Origin of the sequence: Streptomyces sp. NPDC052687 (assembly GCF_040678395.1) — a bacterium.
GTDB lineage: Bacteria > Actinomycetota > Actinomycetes > Streptomycetales > Streptomycetaceae > Streptomyces.
Genome location: NZ_JBFATR010000041.1, coordinates 12,490 through 28,623, shown reverse-complemented (window position 1 = coordinate 28,623; position 16,134 = coordinate 12,490). Strand labels below are relative to the sequence as shown.

12 protein-coding genes, 1 tRNA gene and 1 pseudogene are annotated in these 16,134 nt (G+C 72.7%); 12 read left to right on the top strand and 2 right to left on the bottom strand.

The window, feature by feature from the left end; all coding sequences use genetic code 11:
• Positions 1–199 precede the first annotated feature (199 nt).
• Entirely contained in the window at positions 200–1,615 is a 1,416-nt protein-coding gene (locus tag AB0K92_RS26100; RefSeq protein WP_365926673.1) for an NAD-dependent malic enzyme, read from the top strand.
• Positions 1,616–1,986: 371 nt separating this feature from the next.
• The gene (locus AB0K92_RS26095) at positions 1,987–2,268 is read left to right on the top strand and encodes an HU family DNA-binding protein (RefSeq protein ID WP_003990598.1); all 282 of its coding nucleotides are present in this window, start codon (positions 1,987–1,989) and stop codon (positions 2,266–2,268) included.
• A gap of 169 nt (positions 2,269–2,437) precedes the next feature.
• Here AB0K92_RS26095 and murA read toward each other — a convergent pair whose 3' ends face one another.
• Complete coding sequence (gene murA, locus AB0K92_RS26090; RefSeq protein ID WP_165999223.1) at positions 2,438–3,778, bottom strand: UDP-N-acetylglucosamine 1-carboxyvinyltransferase; 1,341 nt, start codon at positions 3,776–3,778, stop codon at positions 2,438–2,440.
• Positions 3,779–4,045: 267 nt separating this feature from the next.
• Between murA and AB0K92_RS26085 the strand changes: the two genes are divergently transcribed.
• From AB0K92_RS26085 to AB0K92_RS26040, 10 genes and pseudogenes are all read left to right on the top strand, one after another.
• A complete protein-coding gene (locus AB0K92_RS26085) occupies positions 4,046–4,618 on the top strand; it encodes a YqgE/AlgH family protein (RefSeq protein WP_165999221.1) in 573 nt (190 codons plus the stop codon).
• A gap of 30 nt (positions 4,619–4,648) precedes the next feature.
• Entirely contained in the window at positions 4,649–4,930 is a 282-nt protein-coding gene (locus AB0K92_RS26080) for a DUF3039 domain-containing protein (RefSeq protein ID WP_165999219.1), read from the top strand.
• Positions 4,931–5,144: 214 nt separating this feature from the next.
• The gene (locus tag AB0K92_RS26075) at positions 5,145–6,437 is read left to right on the top strand and encodes an extracellular solute-binding protein (protein WP_365926671.1); all 1,293 of its coding nucleotides are present in this window, start codon (positions 5,145–5,147) and stop codon (positions 6,435–6,437) included.
• A gap of 5 nt (positions 6,438–6,442) precedes the next feature.
• Positions 6,443–7,321, top strand: a complete 879-nt coding sequence (locus AB0K92_RS26070; protein ID WP_365926669.1) for a sugar ABC transporter permease — start codon at positions 6,443–6,445, stop codon at positions 7,319–7,321.
• Entirely contained in the window at positions 7,318–8,163 is an 846-nt protein-coding gene (locus AB0K92_RS26065) for a carbohydrate ABC transporter permease (RefSeq protein WP_365926667.1), read from the top strand. Before AB0K92_RS26070 ends, AB0K92_RS26065 begins: the two co-directional genes overlap by 4 nt.
• 4 nt (positions 8,164–8,167) lie before the next feature.
• Positions 8,168–9,907, top strand: a complete 1,740-nt coding sequence (locus AB0K92_RS26060; RefSeq protein ID WP_365926665.1) for a beta-N-acetylhexosaminidase — start codon at positions 8,168–8,170, stop codon at positions 9,905–9,907.
• 285 nt (positions 9,908–10,192) lie between these two features.
• On the top strand, positions 10,193–11,086 hold the full coding sequence (locus AB0K92_RS26055) for an FAD binding domain-containing protein (protein WP_365926663.1): 894 nt from the start codon (positions 10,193–10,195) through the stop codon (positions 11,084–11,086).
• Entirely contained in the window at positions 11,083–13,074 is a 1,992-nt protein-coding gene (locus tag AB0K92_RS26050) for a 2Fe-2S iron-sulfur cluster-binding protein (RefSeq protein ID WP_365926661.1), read from the top strand. Before AB0K92_RS26055 ends, AB0K92_RS26050 begins: the two co-directional genes overlap by 4 nt.
• Positions 13,071–15,401 (top strand): molybdopterin cofactor-binding domain-containing protein, encoded by a 2,331-nt coding sequence (locus tag AB0K92_RS26045; RefSeq protein WP_365926659.1) that lies wholly within the window; start codon positions 13,071–13,073, stop codon positions 15,399–15,401. The genes AB0K92_RS26050 and AB0K92_RS26045 overlap by 4 nt, the downstream gene beginning before the upstream one ends.
• A 96-nt stretch (positions 15,402–15,497) precedes the next feature.
• Positions 15,498–15,995: pseudogene (locus AB0K92_RS26040) on the top strand (SUKH-4 family immunity protein); the annotation flags it as partial.
• Here the strand turns inward: AB0K92_RS26040 and AB0K92_RS26035 are convergent.
• Positions 15,967–16,038: transfer RNA gene (locus AB0K92_RS26035), tRNA-Cys, on the bottom strand. The pseudogene AB0K92_RS26040 and the gene AB0K92_RS26035 sit on opposite strands and share 29 nt — an antisense overlap.
• Positions 16,039–16,134: the final 96 nt, after the last annotated feature.

Below are 16,134 nucleotides of genomic sequence, written 5' to 3'. Positions count from 1 at the left end.
CACGTCAGTGTGACGTGGGCCTCTTTGTTGCCTTGTGGCTGGCTGATCGATTCTCGTATCGTGGAAGATGTTTTCCGAAGTCGCGCACGCCCCGTGAACAAAACGTCCGCAATCCGGGGCGACTACTCCCTACTCGGTGGTAGGTGCGACGATCGGACGGCACAACTTCGCGACACGGTGAAAGCAGAGGAAGTCGGCCATGGCAACGGCGCCCAGCGTCTCCTACTCGATGACCATCCGGCTGGAGGTGCCCGCGAGCGGAACCGCCGTCTCGCAGCTCACCACCGCGGTGGAGTCCTCCGGAGGCTCGGTGACCGGCCTCGACGTCACCGCGTCCGGACACGAGAAGCTCCGTATCGACGTCACCATCGCGGCCAGCTCGACCGCGCACGCCGACGAGATCGTGGGCAAGCTCCGCACCATCGAGGGCGTCACCCTCGGCAAGGTCTCCGACCGTACGTTCCTGATGCACCTCGGCGGCAAGATCGAGATGGCGTCGAAGCACCCCATCCGCAACCGTGACGACCTCTCCATGGTCTACACGCCCGGCGTGGCCCGCGTCTGCATGGCGATCGCCGAGAACCCCGAGGACGCGCGGCGGCTGACGATCAAGCGCAACTCCGTTGCGGTCGTGACGGACGGCTCCGCCGTGCTGGGCCTCGGCAACATCGGCCCCAAGGCCGCGCTGCCGGTCATGGAGGGCAAGGCGGCCCTGTTCAAGCGGTTCGCCGGCATCGACGCCTGGCCGATCTGCCTCGACACCCAGGACACCGACGCCATCGTCGAGATCGTCAAGGCCATCGCCCCCGGCTTCGCCGGCATCAACCTGGAGGACATCTCCGCGCCCCGCTGCTTCGAGATCGAGGCCCGGCTGCGCGAGGCCCTCGACATCCCCGTCTTCCACGACGACCAGCACGGCACCGCCATCGTCGTCCTGGCCGCCCTCACCAACGCACTGCGCGTGGTGGGCAAGGGAGTTGGCGACGTGCGCGTGGTCATGTCCGGCGCCGGCGCGGCCGGTACGGCCATCCTCAAGCTGCTCATCGCCGCCGGCGTCAAGCACGCCGTCGTCGCCGACATCCACGGTGTGGTGCACGCCGGCCGCGAGGACCTGGTCGACGCCGCCCCCGACTCGGCGCTGCGCTGGATCGCCGACAACACCAACCCCGAGGGCATCACCGGCACCCTCAAGGAGGCCGTGCGCGGCGCCGACGTCTTCATCGGCGTCTCCGCCCCGAACGTCCTCGACGGCGACGACGTGGCCGCCATGGCCGACGACGCCATCGTGTTCGCGCTCGCGAACCCCGACCCCGAGGTCGACCCGGCAATCGCCCGTCAGACGGCCGCAGTTGTGGCCACCGGCCGCTCCGACTTCCCGAACCAGATCAACAACGTGCTGGTCTTCCCGGGCGTCTTCCGCGGCCTGCTGGACGCCCAGTCCCGCACGGTCAACACCGAGATGATGCTCGCCGCCGCGAAGGCCCTCGCCGACGTCGTCACCGAGGACGAGCTGAACCCGAACTACATCGTCCCGTCCGTCTTCAACGACAAGGTCGCGGGCGCCGTGGCCGGTGCCGTGCGCGAGGCGGCGAAGGCGGCCGGAGTGACCGCCTGAGACCTCGCCGGGCCCGCCCCGGGCCTGTGAGGATCACCACGGTGGGCCGGGATTCCGGCGCGTCGTGGAACCGAGCGGGCCCGCCCGCCCTCTAGGGTGAGCGGGCCGCCGGCCACCGCCATCCGGGTGGACGGCCGGTCAGTGGCGCTCGTCGTGTGACTCCCAAGGGTGTTCTCACGACTCCAACGGGTGCCGGATTGGCTTTCCCGCCGCAGGTAGGGGCAGGATGCGGTCCTGGGCGCGAGCGTCTGACGACGGACCCGGGTCCGGGACCCGTCCGAGGGCCCTGGCAGCATCGGCTTCGCTGTGCCCGCGATGCGGCTCCGCCGCGTGGCACGCCCCAACAGCAAGAAGAACACGGGAGTAACAACATGAACCGCAGTGAGCTGGTGGCCGCGCTGGCCGACCGCGCCGAGGTGACCCGCAAGGACGCCGACGCCGTGCTGGCCGCGTTCGCCGACGTCGTCGGCGACATCGTCTCCAAGGGGGACGAGAAGGTCACCATCCCCGGCTTCCTGACCTTCGAGCGCACCCACCGTGCCGCTCGCACCGCGCGCAACCCGCAGACCGGCGAGCCGATCCAGATCCCGGCCGGGTACAGCGTGAAGGTCTCCGCGGGCTCGAAGCTCAAGGAAGCGGCCAAGGGCAAGTAAGCGCTCCGCTGTGAGCGCTGGGTGACTGCGGGCCGTCCCGCGGCCTGCGGGCCGCCGGTGGCCGGTCGCGCAGTTCCCCGCGCCCCTCGCAGGGGCGTTCCACCACACGCCGATGGGGCGGTCACCCGAGTCCGGGTGACCGCCCCATCGGCGTTCGCGTCGCGGCCGGCTAGCCGAGGGCCTTGCCCGGCAGCTCCACCTTCGCGCCCAGCTCCACGAGCTTCTCCATGAAGTTCTCGTAGCCGCGGTTGATCAGGTCGATGCCGTGGACCCGGGACGTGCCCTGGGCCGCCAGGGCCGCGATGAGGTACGAGAAGCCGCCGCGCAGGTCGGGGATGACCAGGTCGGCGCCCTGGAGGCGGGTCGGGCCGGAGACGACCGCGGAGTGCAGGAAGTTGCGCTGGCCGAAGCGGCAGTCGGAGCCGCCGAGGCACTCGCGGTACAGCTGGATGTGGGCGCCCATCTGGTTCAGGGCCGAGGTGAAGCCGAGGCGGGACTCGTAGACCGTCTCGTGGATGATGGACAGGCCCGTGGCCTGCGTGAGGGCCACCACGAGGGGCTGCTGCCAGTCGGTCTGGAAGCCGGGGTGCACGTCCGTCTCCAGGGCGATGGACTTCAACTGCCCGCCGGGGTGCCAGAAGCGGATGCCCTCGTCGTCGATCTCGAAGGCGCCGCCCACCTTCCGGTAGGTGTTCAGGAACGTCATCATCGAGCGCTGCTGGGCGCCGCGGACGTAGATGTCGCCCTCGGTCGCCAGCGCCGCGGACGCCCAGGAGGCGGCCTCCAGGCGGTCCGGCAGGGCGCGGTGGGTGTAGCCGCCCAGCTTGTCCACACCGGTGATGCGGATCGTGCGGTCGGTGTCCATCGCGATGATGGCACCCATCTTCTGCAGGACGCAGATCAGGTCCTCGATCTCCGGCTCGACGGCCGCGTTCGAGAGTTCCGTCACGCCCTCGGCGAGCACCGCCGTCAGCAGCACCTGCTCGGTGGCGCCGACCGACGGGTAGGGCAGCCGGATCTTGGTGCCGCGCAGCCGCTGCGGGGCCTCCAGGTACTGGCCGTCCGCGCGCTTCTCGATGGTCGCGCCGAACTGCCGCAGCACGTCGAAGTGGAAGTCGATGGGCCGGCCGCCGATGTCGCAGCCGCCGAGGCCCGGGATGAAGGCGTGACCGAGGCGGTGCAGCAGCGGCCCGCAGAACAGGATCGGGATGCGGCTCGAGCCCGCGTGCGCGTCGATGTCCGCCACGTTGGCGCTCTCGACGTGGGTCGGGTCGAGGACCAGCTCGCCCGGCTCCTCGCCCGGACGGACCGTCACCCCGTGCAGCTGGAGCAGCCCGCGCACCACGCGCACGTCGCGGATGTCCGGAACGTTGCGCAGGCGGCTCGGCGCGCTGCCCAGCAGCGCTGCGACCATGGCCTTCGGCACGAGGTTCTTCGCGCCGCGGACACGGATCTCGCCCTCCAGCGGGGTTCCGCCGTGGACAAGCAGGACATCGTCGTTGACGGTCATGAATCTCGCGTTCCGTGGGAGTGTTCGGGGCAGGGCAGGAGAGACAGAGTAATCGCCGTGGACCCCTCTGCCGTAAGCCCGATGACCTCTTGGTCACGTCATAGGTGTGTCACAACACGAACCGTTCCCTATCGGGCACATGGGGTCACGGAGGCCGGGGCGGGCGGCCGTCGTGCGCGCGGGGCGCGCCGGTGCGCCCGGTGTGCCTTCACCCGGGCATCCGGATTGCCTCCCCACACCGGGGGAAGATGCGGGATCATGTCTGGCATGACCGAGGTGTCCTCGCTCACAGGGCGGCTGCTCGTGGCCACGCCCGCCCTGGCGGACCCGAACTTCGACCGCGCGGTGGTGCTCCTTCTCGACCACGACGAGGAGGGTTCCCTCGGTGTCGTCCTCAACCGTCCGACGCCGGTGGGGGTGGGCGACATCCTGGAGGGCTGGGCGGACCTGGCCGGCGAGCCCGGCGTGGTCTTCCAGGGCGGCCCGGTGTCACTGGACTCGGCCCTCGGGGTCGCCGTCGTCCCGGGCGTCGCGCCCGGGGAGGCCGACCCGCTGGGCTGGCGCCGGGTCTACGGCGCGATCGGCCTCGTCGATCTGGAGGCCCCGCCGGAGCTGCTCGCCTCGGCCCTCGGCTCGCTGCGGATCTTCGCCGGGTACGCCGGCTGGGGGCCCGGCCAGCTGGAGGACGAGCTGGTCGACGGCGCCTGGTACGTGGTGGAGTCGGAGCCCGGTGACGTCTCCTCGCCGGCCCCGGAGAGACTCTGGCGGGAGGTGCTGCGCCGGCAGCGCAACGAGCTGGCGATGGTGGCCACGTATCCCGACGACCCTTCGCTCAACTGAAGCAGGTGAGCTTCAGTACCCTTGGGTCCTATGAGCACTCTCGAGCCCGAGCGCGGGACTGGTACGGGGACCCTCGTAGAGCCGACGCCGCAGGTGTCCCACGGCGACGGTGACCACGAGCGCTTCGCCCACTACGTCCAGAAGGACAAGATCATGGCGAGCGCCCTCGACGGCACTCCCGTCGTGGCGCTCTGCGGCAAGGTCTGGGTGCCGGGCCGCGACCCGAAGAAGTACCCCGTGTGCCCCCTGTGCAAGGAGATCTACGAGTCCATGGGCGCCGGCGGTGACGACAAGGGCAAGGGCGACAAGTAACCCGTAACCCTTCCGCCGTGTCCCGCTGAGTTCTCGGCGAGGCCCCCGGAGCACGTTTCCGCGTGCTCCGGGGGCCTTTCGCGTGCTCCGGGGCCTTTCGTGCGTCACGAACTGGCGTAGACCTCTTGTCGGCATGTTCATGTAGTCCTTAGCCTCCCTGTGTTGTGCAGAGCGAAATCGCCATTGCATATGCTGCAACGCTCGGAGGCTTGTCATGAAGCACCCCGCCCGGCTGGCCGTACTCCTCGCCGTCCTGGCCGCCACCGCCTGCGCCCCCCAGACCTCGGACACCTCCGCCCCCGGCAAGGACGACAAGACCGGCACCCTGCGGGTCTGGCTCTTCCAGGAGGCCGGCAACCGGCCCAAGGAACGGGTCGTCGACGCGGTCGTGGAGCGCTTCGAGAAGGACCACGAGGGCACCGAGGTGTCCGTCGAGTACATCCCCGTCGAGACCCGCGCCCAGCGCGTCAAGGCCGCCTTCAACGACCCCGCGTCCGCGCCGGACATCATCGAGTACGGCAACACCGACACCGCCGGTTACGTCCGCGACGGCGGTCTCGCCGACGTCAGCGATGAGTTCGCCGCCTGGCGCGAGGCCGCCGACACCGACCCGACCGCCCGGCAGTCGGTGACCGTCGGCGGCCGGGTCTACGGCGCCCCGTTCTTCGTCGGCGCCCGCGCCCTGTACTACCGCACGGACGTCTTCGCCGACCTCGGCCTGGAAGTACCGCGCACCCTGGACGAGTTGGCGCGGACGGCACACCGGATCCGGGCCGCCCGCCCCGACCTGTACGGGCTCGTCGTGGGCGGCGCCTACACCTACGGCGCGCTGCCGTTCGTCTGGGCGCACGGCGGCGAACTCGCCGTCCGCCGGGGCGACACGTACACCGCCGCCCTCGACAGCCCCGCCGCGCGGCGCGGCATCGCGGCGTACACCGCGCTCTTCGCCGACGACAACTGCCCCGCCGCCAAGTGCGCCGGCATGGGCGGCAACGACACGGTCACCGCCTTCGCGGCCGGCAAGGCCGGCATGGCGATCGGCGGCGACTTCAGCCGCGCGGCCGTCGAGGCGGGCGCCGTCAAGGGCAAGTACGCCGTCGTACCGCTCCCAGGGGTGAAAGCCGGACGGATCGCGCCCGCGTTCGCCGGCGGCAACAACATCGGCGTGCTGCGCAGCACCGGGCACCGTACCCTCGCCGTCGACCTGATGAAGCGGCTCGCGTCCAAGGACACACAGGGCCGGCTCTTCGACGCGATGGGCTTCCTGCCGACCTTCACGGACGTACGGCAGGAGGTGGCGGCCGAGGAGCCGTCCGTGCAGCCCTTCGTGCAAACCCTGGCCGCCGGGACGAAGTTCGTGCCCGTCTCGCCCGCGTGGGCGTCGATCGACTCCTCCCAGGTGCTGCCGACGATGTTCCAGGAGATCGTCAGCGGGCGGAAGGACGTGGCGGCCGCGGCGAGGGACGCGGCGAGGAAGATGGACGACGCGTTCGGCGCCGCCGGGTGAGCGGGATGCCGTCGCGTTCCGCCGTCCCCTGGATCTATCTCGCCCCCGCACTCGTCGTCCTCGGCGGGCTGCTCGTCTATCCCGTCTACCAGCTCGGGCTCATCTCGCTGTTCGAGTACACGCAGGCCCAGGTCAGCGGCGGGGAGCCGGCCACCTTCCAAGGATTCGGCAACTACGCGGCCCTCTTCCGGGACCGGCAGTTCTGGCAGGTGCTGCTGGCGACCGTGGTGTTCGCGGGCGCCTGTGTGGCGGGCACCCTGGTGGTGGGCTGCGCGCTCGCCGTGCTGCTGACGCGGGTGCGCGCGCTGCCCCGGCTGGTGCTGATGCTGGCCGCGCTGGGGGCGTGGGCGACTCCTGCGGTCACCGGTTCGACGGTGTGGCTGCTGCTGTTCGACCCGGACTTCGGGCCGGTGAACCGGGTGCTGGGACTCGGCGACCACTCGTGGACGTACGGCCGGTACAGCGCCTTCTCGCTGGTGCTGCTCGAAGTGGTGTGGTGCTCCTTCCCGTTCGTGATGGTGACGGTGTACGCGGGCATCCACGCGGTGCCGGCCGAGGTGCTGGAGGCCGCCGCGCTGGACGGGGCCTCGCAGTGGCGGATCTGGCGGTCCGTGCTCGTGCCCCTGCTCCGCCCGATCCTGGCGATCGTGACCATCCAGTCGGTCATCTGGGACTTCAAGGTCTTCACCCAGATCTACGTCATGACGGGCGGCGGCGGCATCGCCGGGCAGAACCTGGTGCTGAACGTCTACGCCTACCAGCGGGCGTTCGCGTCCTCCGAGTACGGCCTCGGCTCGGCGATCGGCGTGGTGATGCTGCTGATCCTGCTCGCCGTGACCCTCGCGTACCTGCGGCTGCTGCGCCGGCAGGGGGAGGAGCTGTGAACGGCGTGAGAGGTCTCGTACGGCGTCCCTGGCGGCTGGCCGCCGAGGCGGCCGCGCTGCTGGTGGCGGCCGTGGTGGCGTTCCCGCTGTACTGGATGGTGCTGAGCGCCGTCCGGCCGGCCGGGGAGATCGAGTCGAGCGAGCCGCGGCCCTGGACGCTCGCGCCCTCGCTCGCGTCCTTCCGGCGCGTCTTCGATCAGCAGGAATTCGGCCGTTACTTCCTCAACAGTGCGCTCGTCGCGGTCACCGTGGTGATCGTCTCGGGCCTGATCGCCTTTCTCGCGGCGACCGCCGTGACGCGATTCCGGTTCCGCTTCCGGACCACCCTGCTGATCATGTTTCTGGTGGCCCAGATGGTGCCCGTGGAGGCGCTCACGATCCCCCTGTTCTTCCTCATGCGGGACGCCGGTCAGCTGAACACGCTCGGGTCGCTGATCCTGCCGCACATCGCCTTTTCGCTGCCGTTCGCGATCTGGATGCTGCGGGGGTTCGTGAAGGCGGTTCCCCAGGCGCTGGAGGAGGCCGCGTACATCGACGGGGCGAGTCGGGCGCGATTTCTGTGGCAGATCCTTTTCCCGCTGGTCTTCCCGGGCCTGGTGGCCACCAGCGTGTTCTCCTTCATCTCGGCCTGGAACGACTTCCTGTTCGCCAAGTCGTTCATCATCAGCGACACCTCCCGGTCGACGCTGCCGATGGCCCTGCTGGTCTTCTACAAACCGGAGGATCCGGACTGGGGCGGCGTGATGGCCGCGTCCACCGTGATGACGATTCCGGTGCTGGTGTTCTTCGTACTCGTACAGCGACGGCTGGTCTCCGGGCTGGGCGGAGCGGTAAAGGACTGACGACATGGGATTCGAGGATCTGATTCCGGCTCCGCGCGAGGCCCGATGGGCGACGCCCGCGCGGGACGTGTTCCCGCTGGACGAGGCGACCGTGCTGCGCGCGGAGCCCGGCACCGGACGGGTGGCGCGCTGGTTGCGGGCCACCCTGGGGGCCGCCACCGGGCTGCCGTTCGCCGAGGGCCGCGGCGAGGGCGGCGGTGACGGCCGCGGCGATGGTCATGCCGACGGCCGCGGTGACGGCCGCGGCGATGGTCATGCCGACGGCCGCGGTGACGGCCGCGGTGACGGTCACGGTCACGGCCGCGGCATCGTGCTGCGGGTGGACCCGGAGCTGGCGTCCGAGGCGTACCGCCTGGCCGTCGACCGGCAGGGGGTCCGGATCGACGGCGGGAGCGCGGCCGGCGTCTTCTGGGGCGCGCAGACCTTCCGTCAGCTGCTCGGCCCCGACGCCTTCCGGCGGGCACCGGTCGATCCGGCGCGGCGGCGGTGGGACCTTCCGATGGTGGAGATCGAGGACGCCCCCCGCTTCGGCTGGCGCGGCCTCATGCTCGACGTCGCCCGGCACTTCATGCCGAAGGACGGAGTCCTGCGCTGCCTCGACCTGATGGCCGCGCACAAACTCAACGTCTTCCACTTCCACTTGACGGACGACCAGGGCTGGCGGATCGAGATCCGGAAGCACCCCCGCCTGACCGAGATCGGCTCCTGGCGGACGCGGACGAAATTCGGTCACCGCGCCTCACCGCTGTGGGAGGAGAAGCCGCACGGTGGCTACTACACCCAGGACGACCTCCGGGAGATCGTCGCCTACGCCGCCGAGCGGCATATCACCGTCGTCCCGGAAATCGACGTACCGGGCCACTCGCAGGCCGCCATCGCGGCGTATCCGGAACTCGGGAACACCGATGTCATCGACACCACCGCCCTCTCCGTCTGGGACAGCTGGGGAATCTCTCCCAACGTACTCGCCCCCACCGACAACACCCTGCGCTTCTACGAGGACGTCTTCGAGGAAGTGCTGGAACTGTTCCCGTCGCGGTTCATTCACGTCGGCGGTGACGAATGCCCGAAGGACCAGTGGCGGCGGTCGGCCGCGGCACAGGCGCGGATCGAGGAACTCGGGCTGGCCGGCGAGGACGGTCTGCAGGCCTGGTTCATCAGCCACTTCGGCCGCTGGCTCACCTCGCGGGGGCGCCGTCTCATCGGCTGGGACGAGATCCTGGAGGGCGGCCTCGCCGAGGGCGCGGCCGTGTCGTCCTGGCGGGGCTACGAGGGCGGGGTGACGGCCGCCCGCGCGGGCCACGACGTCGTGATGTGCCCCGAGCAGCAGGTCTACCTCGACCACCGGCAGGACGCGGGAGCGGACGAGCCGGTCCCCATCGGCTACGTCCGCACCCTGGAGGACGTCTTCCGGTTCGAGCCGGTTCCCGCCGAGTTGACGCCCGAGGAGGCCCGGCACGTGCTCGGCACCCAGGCCAACGTGTGGACCGAGGTGATGGAGGACACCGCGCGGGTGGACTACCAGGTCTTCCCCCGGCTCGCCGCCTTCGCGGAGGTCGCCTGGAGCGCGCTGCCCGCCCCGCCGGTGCGGGACTTCGAGGACTTCGAGCGGCGGATGGCCGCCCACTACCGGCGGCTGGACGCCCTCGGCGTGGCCTACCGGCCGCCCGCCGGACCGCGCCCGTGGCAGCGGCGGCCGGGCGTGCTCGGCCGCCCGATCGACGGGCCGCCCCCGAACCGGTAGGAGGCGGACCGGGGGAGAGGGGGGAGGGAGCGGACGGACGGGGAGAGAGGACGCGGGCGAGAGGAGAAAATCCGGCAACTTCACTGAAGAGGTGCAATCCGCGCGCACCGGAGCAGCCGTGCGGAAACGGACCAACCCCCCGGTGAGGTGGGCGAATGCCTCCTAGCGGACCCCCGCGTCCGGGCCCTGCGAAGATGTGCCAGAGTTGCCACGTCCGCCCTGTCAGCACGTACCGTACGGCAGCACAGGCGGGACCAGGTGGGGCAGCGGGAAGGGGCAGCCGGTTTGACCACGCACGCACCGCAGGCGGCGCAGGCCGTCACCCTGCCCGCCACGCTCGACGAGGCCGTGGCGGCGCTCACCGCGATGCCCGCCGCGGTCCCGGTGGCGGGCGGCACCGACCTCATGACCGCCGTCAACTCCGGGCAGCTCAGGCCCGCCGGACTGGTCGGTCTCGGCCGGATCAGCGAGATCCGCGGCTGGCAGTACCTGGACGGCCACGCCCTGCTCGGCGCGGGCCTGACCCACGCGCGGATGGGCCGCCCCGACTTCGCCGCCCTGATCCCCGCGCTCGCCGCCGCCGCGCGCGCCGCCGGTCCGCCGCACATCCGCAACGCGGGCACCCTGGGCGGCAACATCGCCTCCGCCGCGCCCACCGGCGACGCGCTGCCGGTGCTGGCCGCCCTGGAGGCGACGCTGGTCATCGCCGGTCCGGGCGGCGCCCGCCGGGAGATCCCCGTGTCGCACCTGCTGGCCGGGATGGACATGCTGCGCGGCGGCGAACTCATCGGGTACGTGCGCGTGCCGCTGCTGCACGCCCCGCAGGTCTTCCTGAAGGCGACCGGCCGCACCGGCCCCGGGCGGGCCGTCGCCTCCGTCGCCCTGGTCCTCGACCCCGCGCGGCGCGGCGTGCGCTGCGCGGTGGGCGCCATAGCGCCGATGCCGCTGCGCCCCCTGGAGGCCGAGCAGTGGGTCGCCCAGCTGATCGACTGGGACAACGACCGCGCGATCGTGCCGGAGGCGCTGCACGCGTTCGGCGAGTACGTCGCCGCGGCCTGCATCCCCGACCCGGCCCCCGCCGAGGACGGCTCCGTGACACCGTTGCCGCCCGCCGTACTGCACCTGCGGCGCACCGTCGCCGCGCTGGCCCGACGAGCACTGGGGAGGGCGCTGTCGTGACCGACGACCAGCACGCGGACCGGCACGGAGAGGGCACGCCCCCGGGCGGCGGCCGCTGGGACCCGCTGCCCCAGGGCGACTACGACGACGGCGCGACCGCGTTCGTGAAGCTGCCCGAGGGCGGCATCGACGCGCTGCTCGCCTCCTCCGACAGCCCGCTGGCCGCGCCCGGCCACGGCTATGTGCCCCCGCCCATAACGGTCACCCCGGCCACCACCGCGGGCACCGACCCGGCGGCCACCGGCACCTGGTCCATGCCCGCGGACGGCGTCCAGTGGCCCGACCCGAACGCGCTGCCCCAGCAGGACGCCGGGCACGACCGGTTCACCTACGAGCCCGGCGCGACCGGGCAGTGGACCTACGAGACGTACGACGAGACGGCCGGGGCGACCGGCACCGCCGAGACGGCGGAGGCGCCGCCCGCGCCCGGCCACGACGTGACCGGCCAGTGGTCGATCCCCGTCGCCGGGGGCGACCTCCCGGACGAGTCCGGCGAGTTCACCACGTCCGCCCTGGTCGAGCAGTGGGGCGGCACCCCGCCCCCCACCCTGCCCGGCGGCGCGCCCGCCCCCTGGGCGACACAGGGCGCGGGCCTGCCGTGGGCGCAGGAGGCGACGGCCGGGGACGGCGGCACGCCCGCGCACGGCACGTACGCCGGACACCACCCGCAGACCGGGACGGCCCCGGACACGGCCCCCGGCGCGGCCCCGTTCGCCGGGCCCGCCGAGAGCGCCCCTGAGGCCCTCTCCGGGCCCGCTGAGGCTCCTGGCGCCGCCGAGGCGGGCGGGACGGCCACGGAGGGCTCCACGGGCGCGCAGGACGCCACGGAGGGGCTCGCGGAGACGTCCCCGGAGAACGGGTACGCGCCGTACACCGACGAGCGGCAGGACTACGCCGCGCAGGGCGAGGTACCGCCGGGCGGCGAGGCGGGTTACACCCCGCACACCGACCAGCGGCCGGACCACGCCGCGCAGGGCGGCGAACAGCCGGACGCGGAGCCCGGGTCCGCCCCGCAGGCCGGACAGGCCCCCCGCGCGGAGGCCGCCTCGGCCACCCCGCCCCAGCCCTCCACCGACGAGAACGGCGCGGCGGAAGAGGCCGGCCCCTCGGAGGCCGCCTCCGCCGAAGGCGCGCCCCCGGAAGCCGCGGACCCGGACGCCGGGGCCGCGGCCCCCGCGGAGCAGGACCAGGCACCGGCGGACCCGGAACCGGACCCCGCGCGGGACACCGCTTCCGCGCCCGCCGAGGGACCCCCCGCGCCCCCGGCCGACGAGCACCCCCTCGCGTCGTACGTGCTGCGCGTCAACGGCAGCGACCGCCCCGTCACCGACGCGTGGATCGGCGAGTCACTGCTGTACGTGCTGCGCGAGCGGCTCGGGCTCGCGGGCGCCAAGGACGGCTGCTCGCAGGGCGAGTGCGGGGCGTGCAACGTGCAGGTCGACGGGCGGCTCGTCGCCTCCTGCCTGGTGCCCGCCGTGACCGCCGCCGGCAGCGAGGTCCGCACCGTCGAGGGCCTGGCCGTCGACGGACAGCCCTCGGACGTGCAGCGGGCGCTCGCCCGGTGCGGCGCCGTGCAGTGCGGGTTCTGCGTGCCCGGCATGGCGATGACCGTGCACGACCTGCTGGAGGGCAACCCCGCGCCGACCGAGCTGGAGACCCGCCAGGCGCTGTGCGGCAACCTGTGCCGCTGCTCCGGCTACCGCGGGGTCGTCGAGGCCGTCAAGGAGGTCGTCGCCGAACGCGACGCGCACTCCGCCGCCGACGCCGGGGACCCGGCCGAGGCCGGTGAACACGGAGCCGAGGACGCCCGTATCCCGCACCAGGCGGGGCCGGGCGCCGGAAGCGTCAACCCGTCGGCGTTCGACGCGTTCGGATCGCACGACCACCCGCACCACCACCAGCAGCAGGCGCACCCCCAGCAGCCGCCGCACCAGCCGCACCAACCGCCGTACGGACAAGGACAGGGACAGGACGGAGGCCAGGCGTGAGCAACGAAGCCGCCACCGCGACCACCGCGACCGCGGCCGGCGCCGCGGAGGCCGGCCCCGCCCCGGAGCCGATCCCGCACGGCCTCGGCTCCTCCCTGCCCGCCGCCGACGCGCGCGCCAAGACCGAGGGCACCTTCCCGTACGCGGCCGACCTGTGGGCCGAGGGCCTGCTGTGGGCGGCCGTGCTGCGCGCCCCGCACGCGCACGCGCGCATCACGTCGATCGACACCACGCACGCGCGCGCGATGCCCGGCGTCCGCGCGGTCGTCACCCACGAGGACGTGCCCGGCCGACCGCTGTACGGCCGGGGCAAGGCCGACCGCCCCGTCTTCGCCTCCGACGTGGTGCGCCACCACGGCGAGCCCATCGCCGCCGTCGCCGCCGACCACCCGGACACCGCGCGGATGGCCGCCGCGGCCGTCATCGTCGAGTACGAGGTCCTCGACCCGGTCACCGACCCGGAGCAGGCCTTCGAGGCGGAGCCGCTGCACCCCGACGGCAACCTGATCCGGCACATCCCGCTGCGCCACGGCGACCCGCAGGCGCACGGCGAGGTCGTCGTCGAAGGCCTGTACCGCATCGGCCGCCAGGACCCGGCGCCCATCGGCGCCGAGGCGGGCCTCGCCGTACCGCGCCCGGACGGCGGCGTGGAGCTGTACGTGGCCTCCACCGACCCGCACACCGACCGCGACACCGCCGCCGCCTGCTACGGCCTGGAGCCCGAACGCGTCAAGGTCGTCGTCACCGGCGTCCCCGGCGCCACCGCCGACCGCGAGGACCAGGGCTTCCAGCTGCCGCTCGGCCTGCTCGCGCTGAAGACCGGCTGCCCGGTGAAACTCACCGCCACGCGCGAGGAGTCCTTCCTCGGGCACGCCCACCGCCACCCCACCCTGCTGCGCTACCGCCACCACGCGGACGCCGAGGGCCGGCTGGTGAAGGTCGAGGCGCAGATCCTGCTCGACGCGGGCGCCTACGCGGACACCTCGTCCGACGCGCTGGCGGCGGCCGTGTCGTTCGCCTGCGGACCGTACGTCGTGCCCAACGCCTTCATCGAGGGCTGGGCGGTGCGCACCAACAACCCGCCCTCCGGCCATGTGCGCGGCGAGGGCGCGATGCAGGTCTGCGCCGCGTACGAGGCGCAGATGGACAAGCTCGCGAAGAAGCTCGGCATCGACCCGGCGGAGCTGCGGCTGCGCAACGTCATGGCGACGGGCGACGTCCTGCCCACCGGCCAGACGGTGACCTGCCCGGCGCCGGTCGCCGAACTCCTCCAGGCCGTGCGGGACTTCCCCCTGCCGCCGCTGCCGAAGGACACCCCCGAGGAGGAGTGGCTGCTGCCCGGCGGCCCCGAGGGCGCGGGCGAGCCGGGCGCGGTGCGCCGGGGCGTGGGCTACGGCCTGGGCATGGTGCACATGCTCGGCGCGGAGGGCGCCGACGAGGTCTCCACGGCCACCGTGAAGGTCCAGGACGGGGTGGCGACGGTGCTGTGCGCGGCCGTCGAGACCGGCCAGGGATTCTCCACGCTGGCCCGGCAGATCGTCCAGGAGATCCTGGGCGTCGACGAGGTCCACGTGGCGCCCGTCGACACCGACCAGCCCCCGGCGGGCGCGGGCTGCCGCGGCCGGCACACCTGGGTCTCGGGCGGCGCCGTGGAGCGCGCGGCCAAGATGGTCCGTGCGCAGCTCCTCCAGCCGCTGGCGCAGAAGTTCGGCATGTCCACCGAGCTGCTCCAGGTCGCCGACGGGAAGATCACGTCCTACGACGGTGTCCTGTCGACCACGGTCGCCGAGGCACTGGAGGGCAAGGAGCTGTGGGCGACCGCGCAGTGCCGCCCGCACCCGACCGAGCCGCTGGACGCCACCGGGCAGGGCGACGCCTTCGTGGGCCTCGCCTTCTGCGCGATCCGCGCGGTGGTCGACGTCGACATCGAGCTGGGCTCGGTCCGCGTGGTGGAGCTCGCCGTCGCGCAGGACGTGGGCCGGGTGCTGAACCCCGCCCAGCTGGCGGCCCGGATCGAGGCCGGCGTCACCCAGGGCGTCGGCATCGCGCTCACCGAGAACCTGCGCACCCCGCGCGGCGTGATACGGCACCCCGACCTCACCGGCTACGCCCTGCCGACGGCCCTGGACGCGCCGGACATCCGGATCGTCAAGCTGGTCGAGGAGCGGGACGTGGTCGCGCCGTTCGGCGCCAAGGCGGTCAGCGCGGTGCCCGTGGTGGCCTCGCCGGCGGCGATCGCGTCGGCGGTGCGGGCGGCGACGGGCCGCCCGGTGAACCGGCTGCCGATCCGCCCGCAGGCGGCGGTGGTGACGACCCCGGCCCCATAGGTCCCGGAATCGCGCTGTTCGCCCTGGTCAGGGCGATTGTCAGTGGCGCCGCGTAGTGTTCTTCCCATGAGCACGACCGGCGCCGTCGTCACGGCGATCAGCACCCCGGCCACCGCATCGGGCCTCGCCCTCGACCTGCCCGCGCGCCTGCTGGACCAGGAGTTCGGCGCGGGCCGCGTGGTCCGTTTCGAGGACGTCGACTTCCCCGCGACGCTCACCCACGAACCCACCCGCCGCTTCCTGCGCGAGACGGGTCTGCCCGAGGACGAGGCCCTGTTCTCCCTGGACACGGACCTCCCGCTGCCGACCCTCACGGAGTTCTACACCGACGAGGAGTACACGGGCGACTTCCCCCTCGACCAACTCCCGCAGGACGCCGACCGCCTGATACGCCTCGGCCGCATCACCGGAGACGCGGGCCTGGTGGTCGAGGGCACCACCGGTGAAATCCTCCGCTGGACCGAACCGGACGCCCGCCTGGACCCCCTGAACCGAGACGTCTCGGAACTGGTCCTGGCCCTGTGCCTGTTGCGCGCGGGTGGCACGGAGGCAATGGGAGGCATAGAGGCCGTGGCGGGAATCGAACCCGCGTAACTCGCTTTGCAGGCGAGCCCCTCAACCACTCGGGCACACGGCCAACGTGTTGCGTCGACCGTAGGGCGGGGTGGGGAGGGGGCTCAAGGGGTCCGGGGGCCCTGCAACGCGACTGCCACACGCCGTTCATGAACGGGGC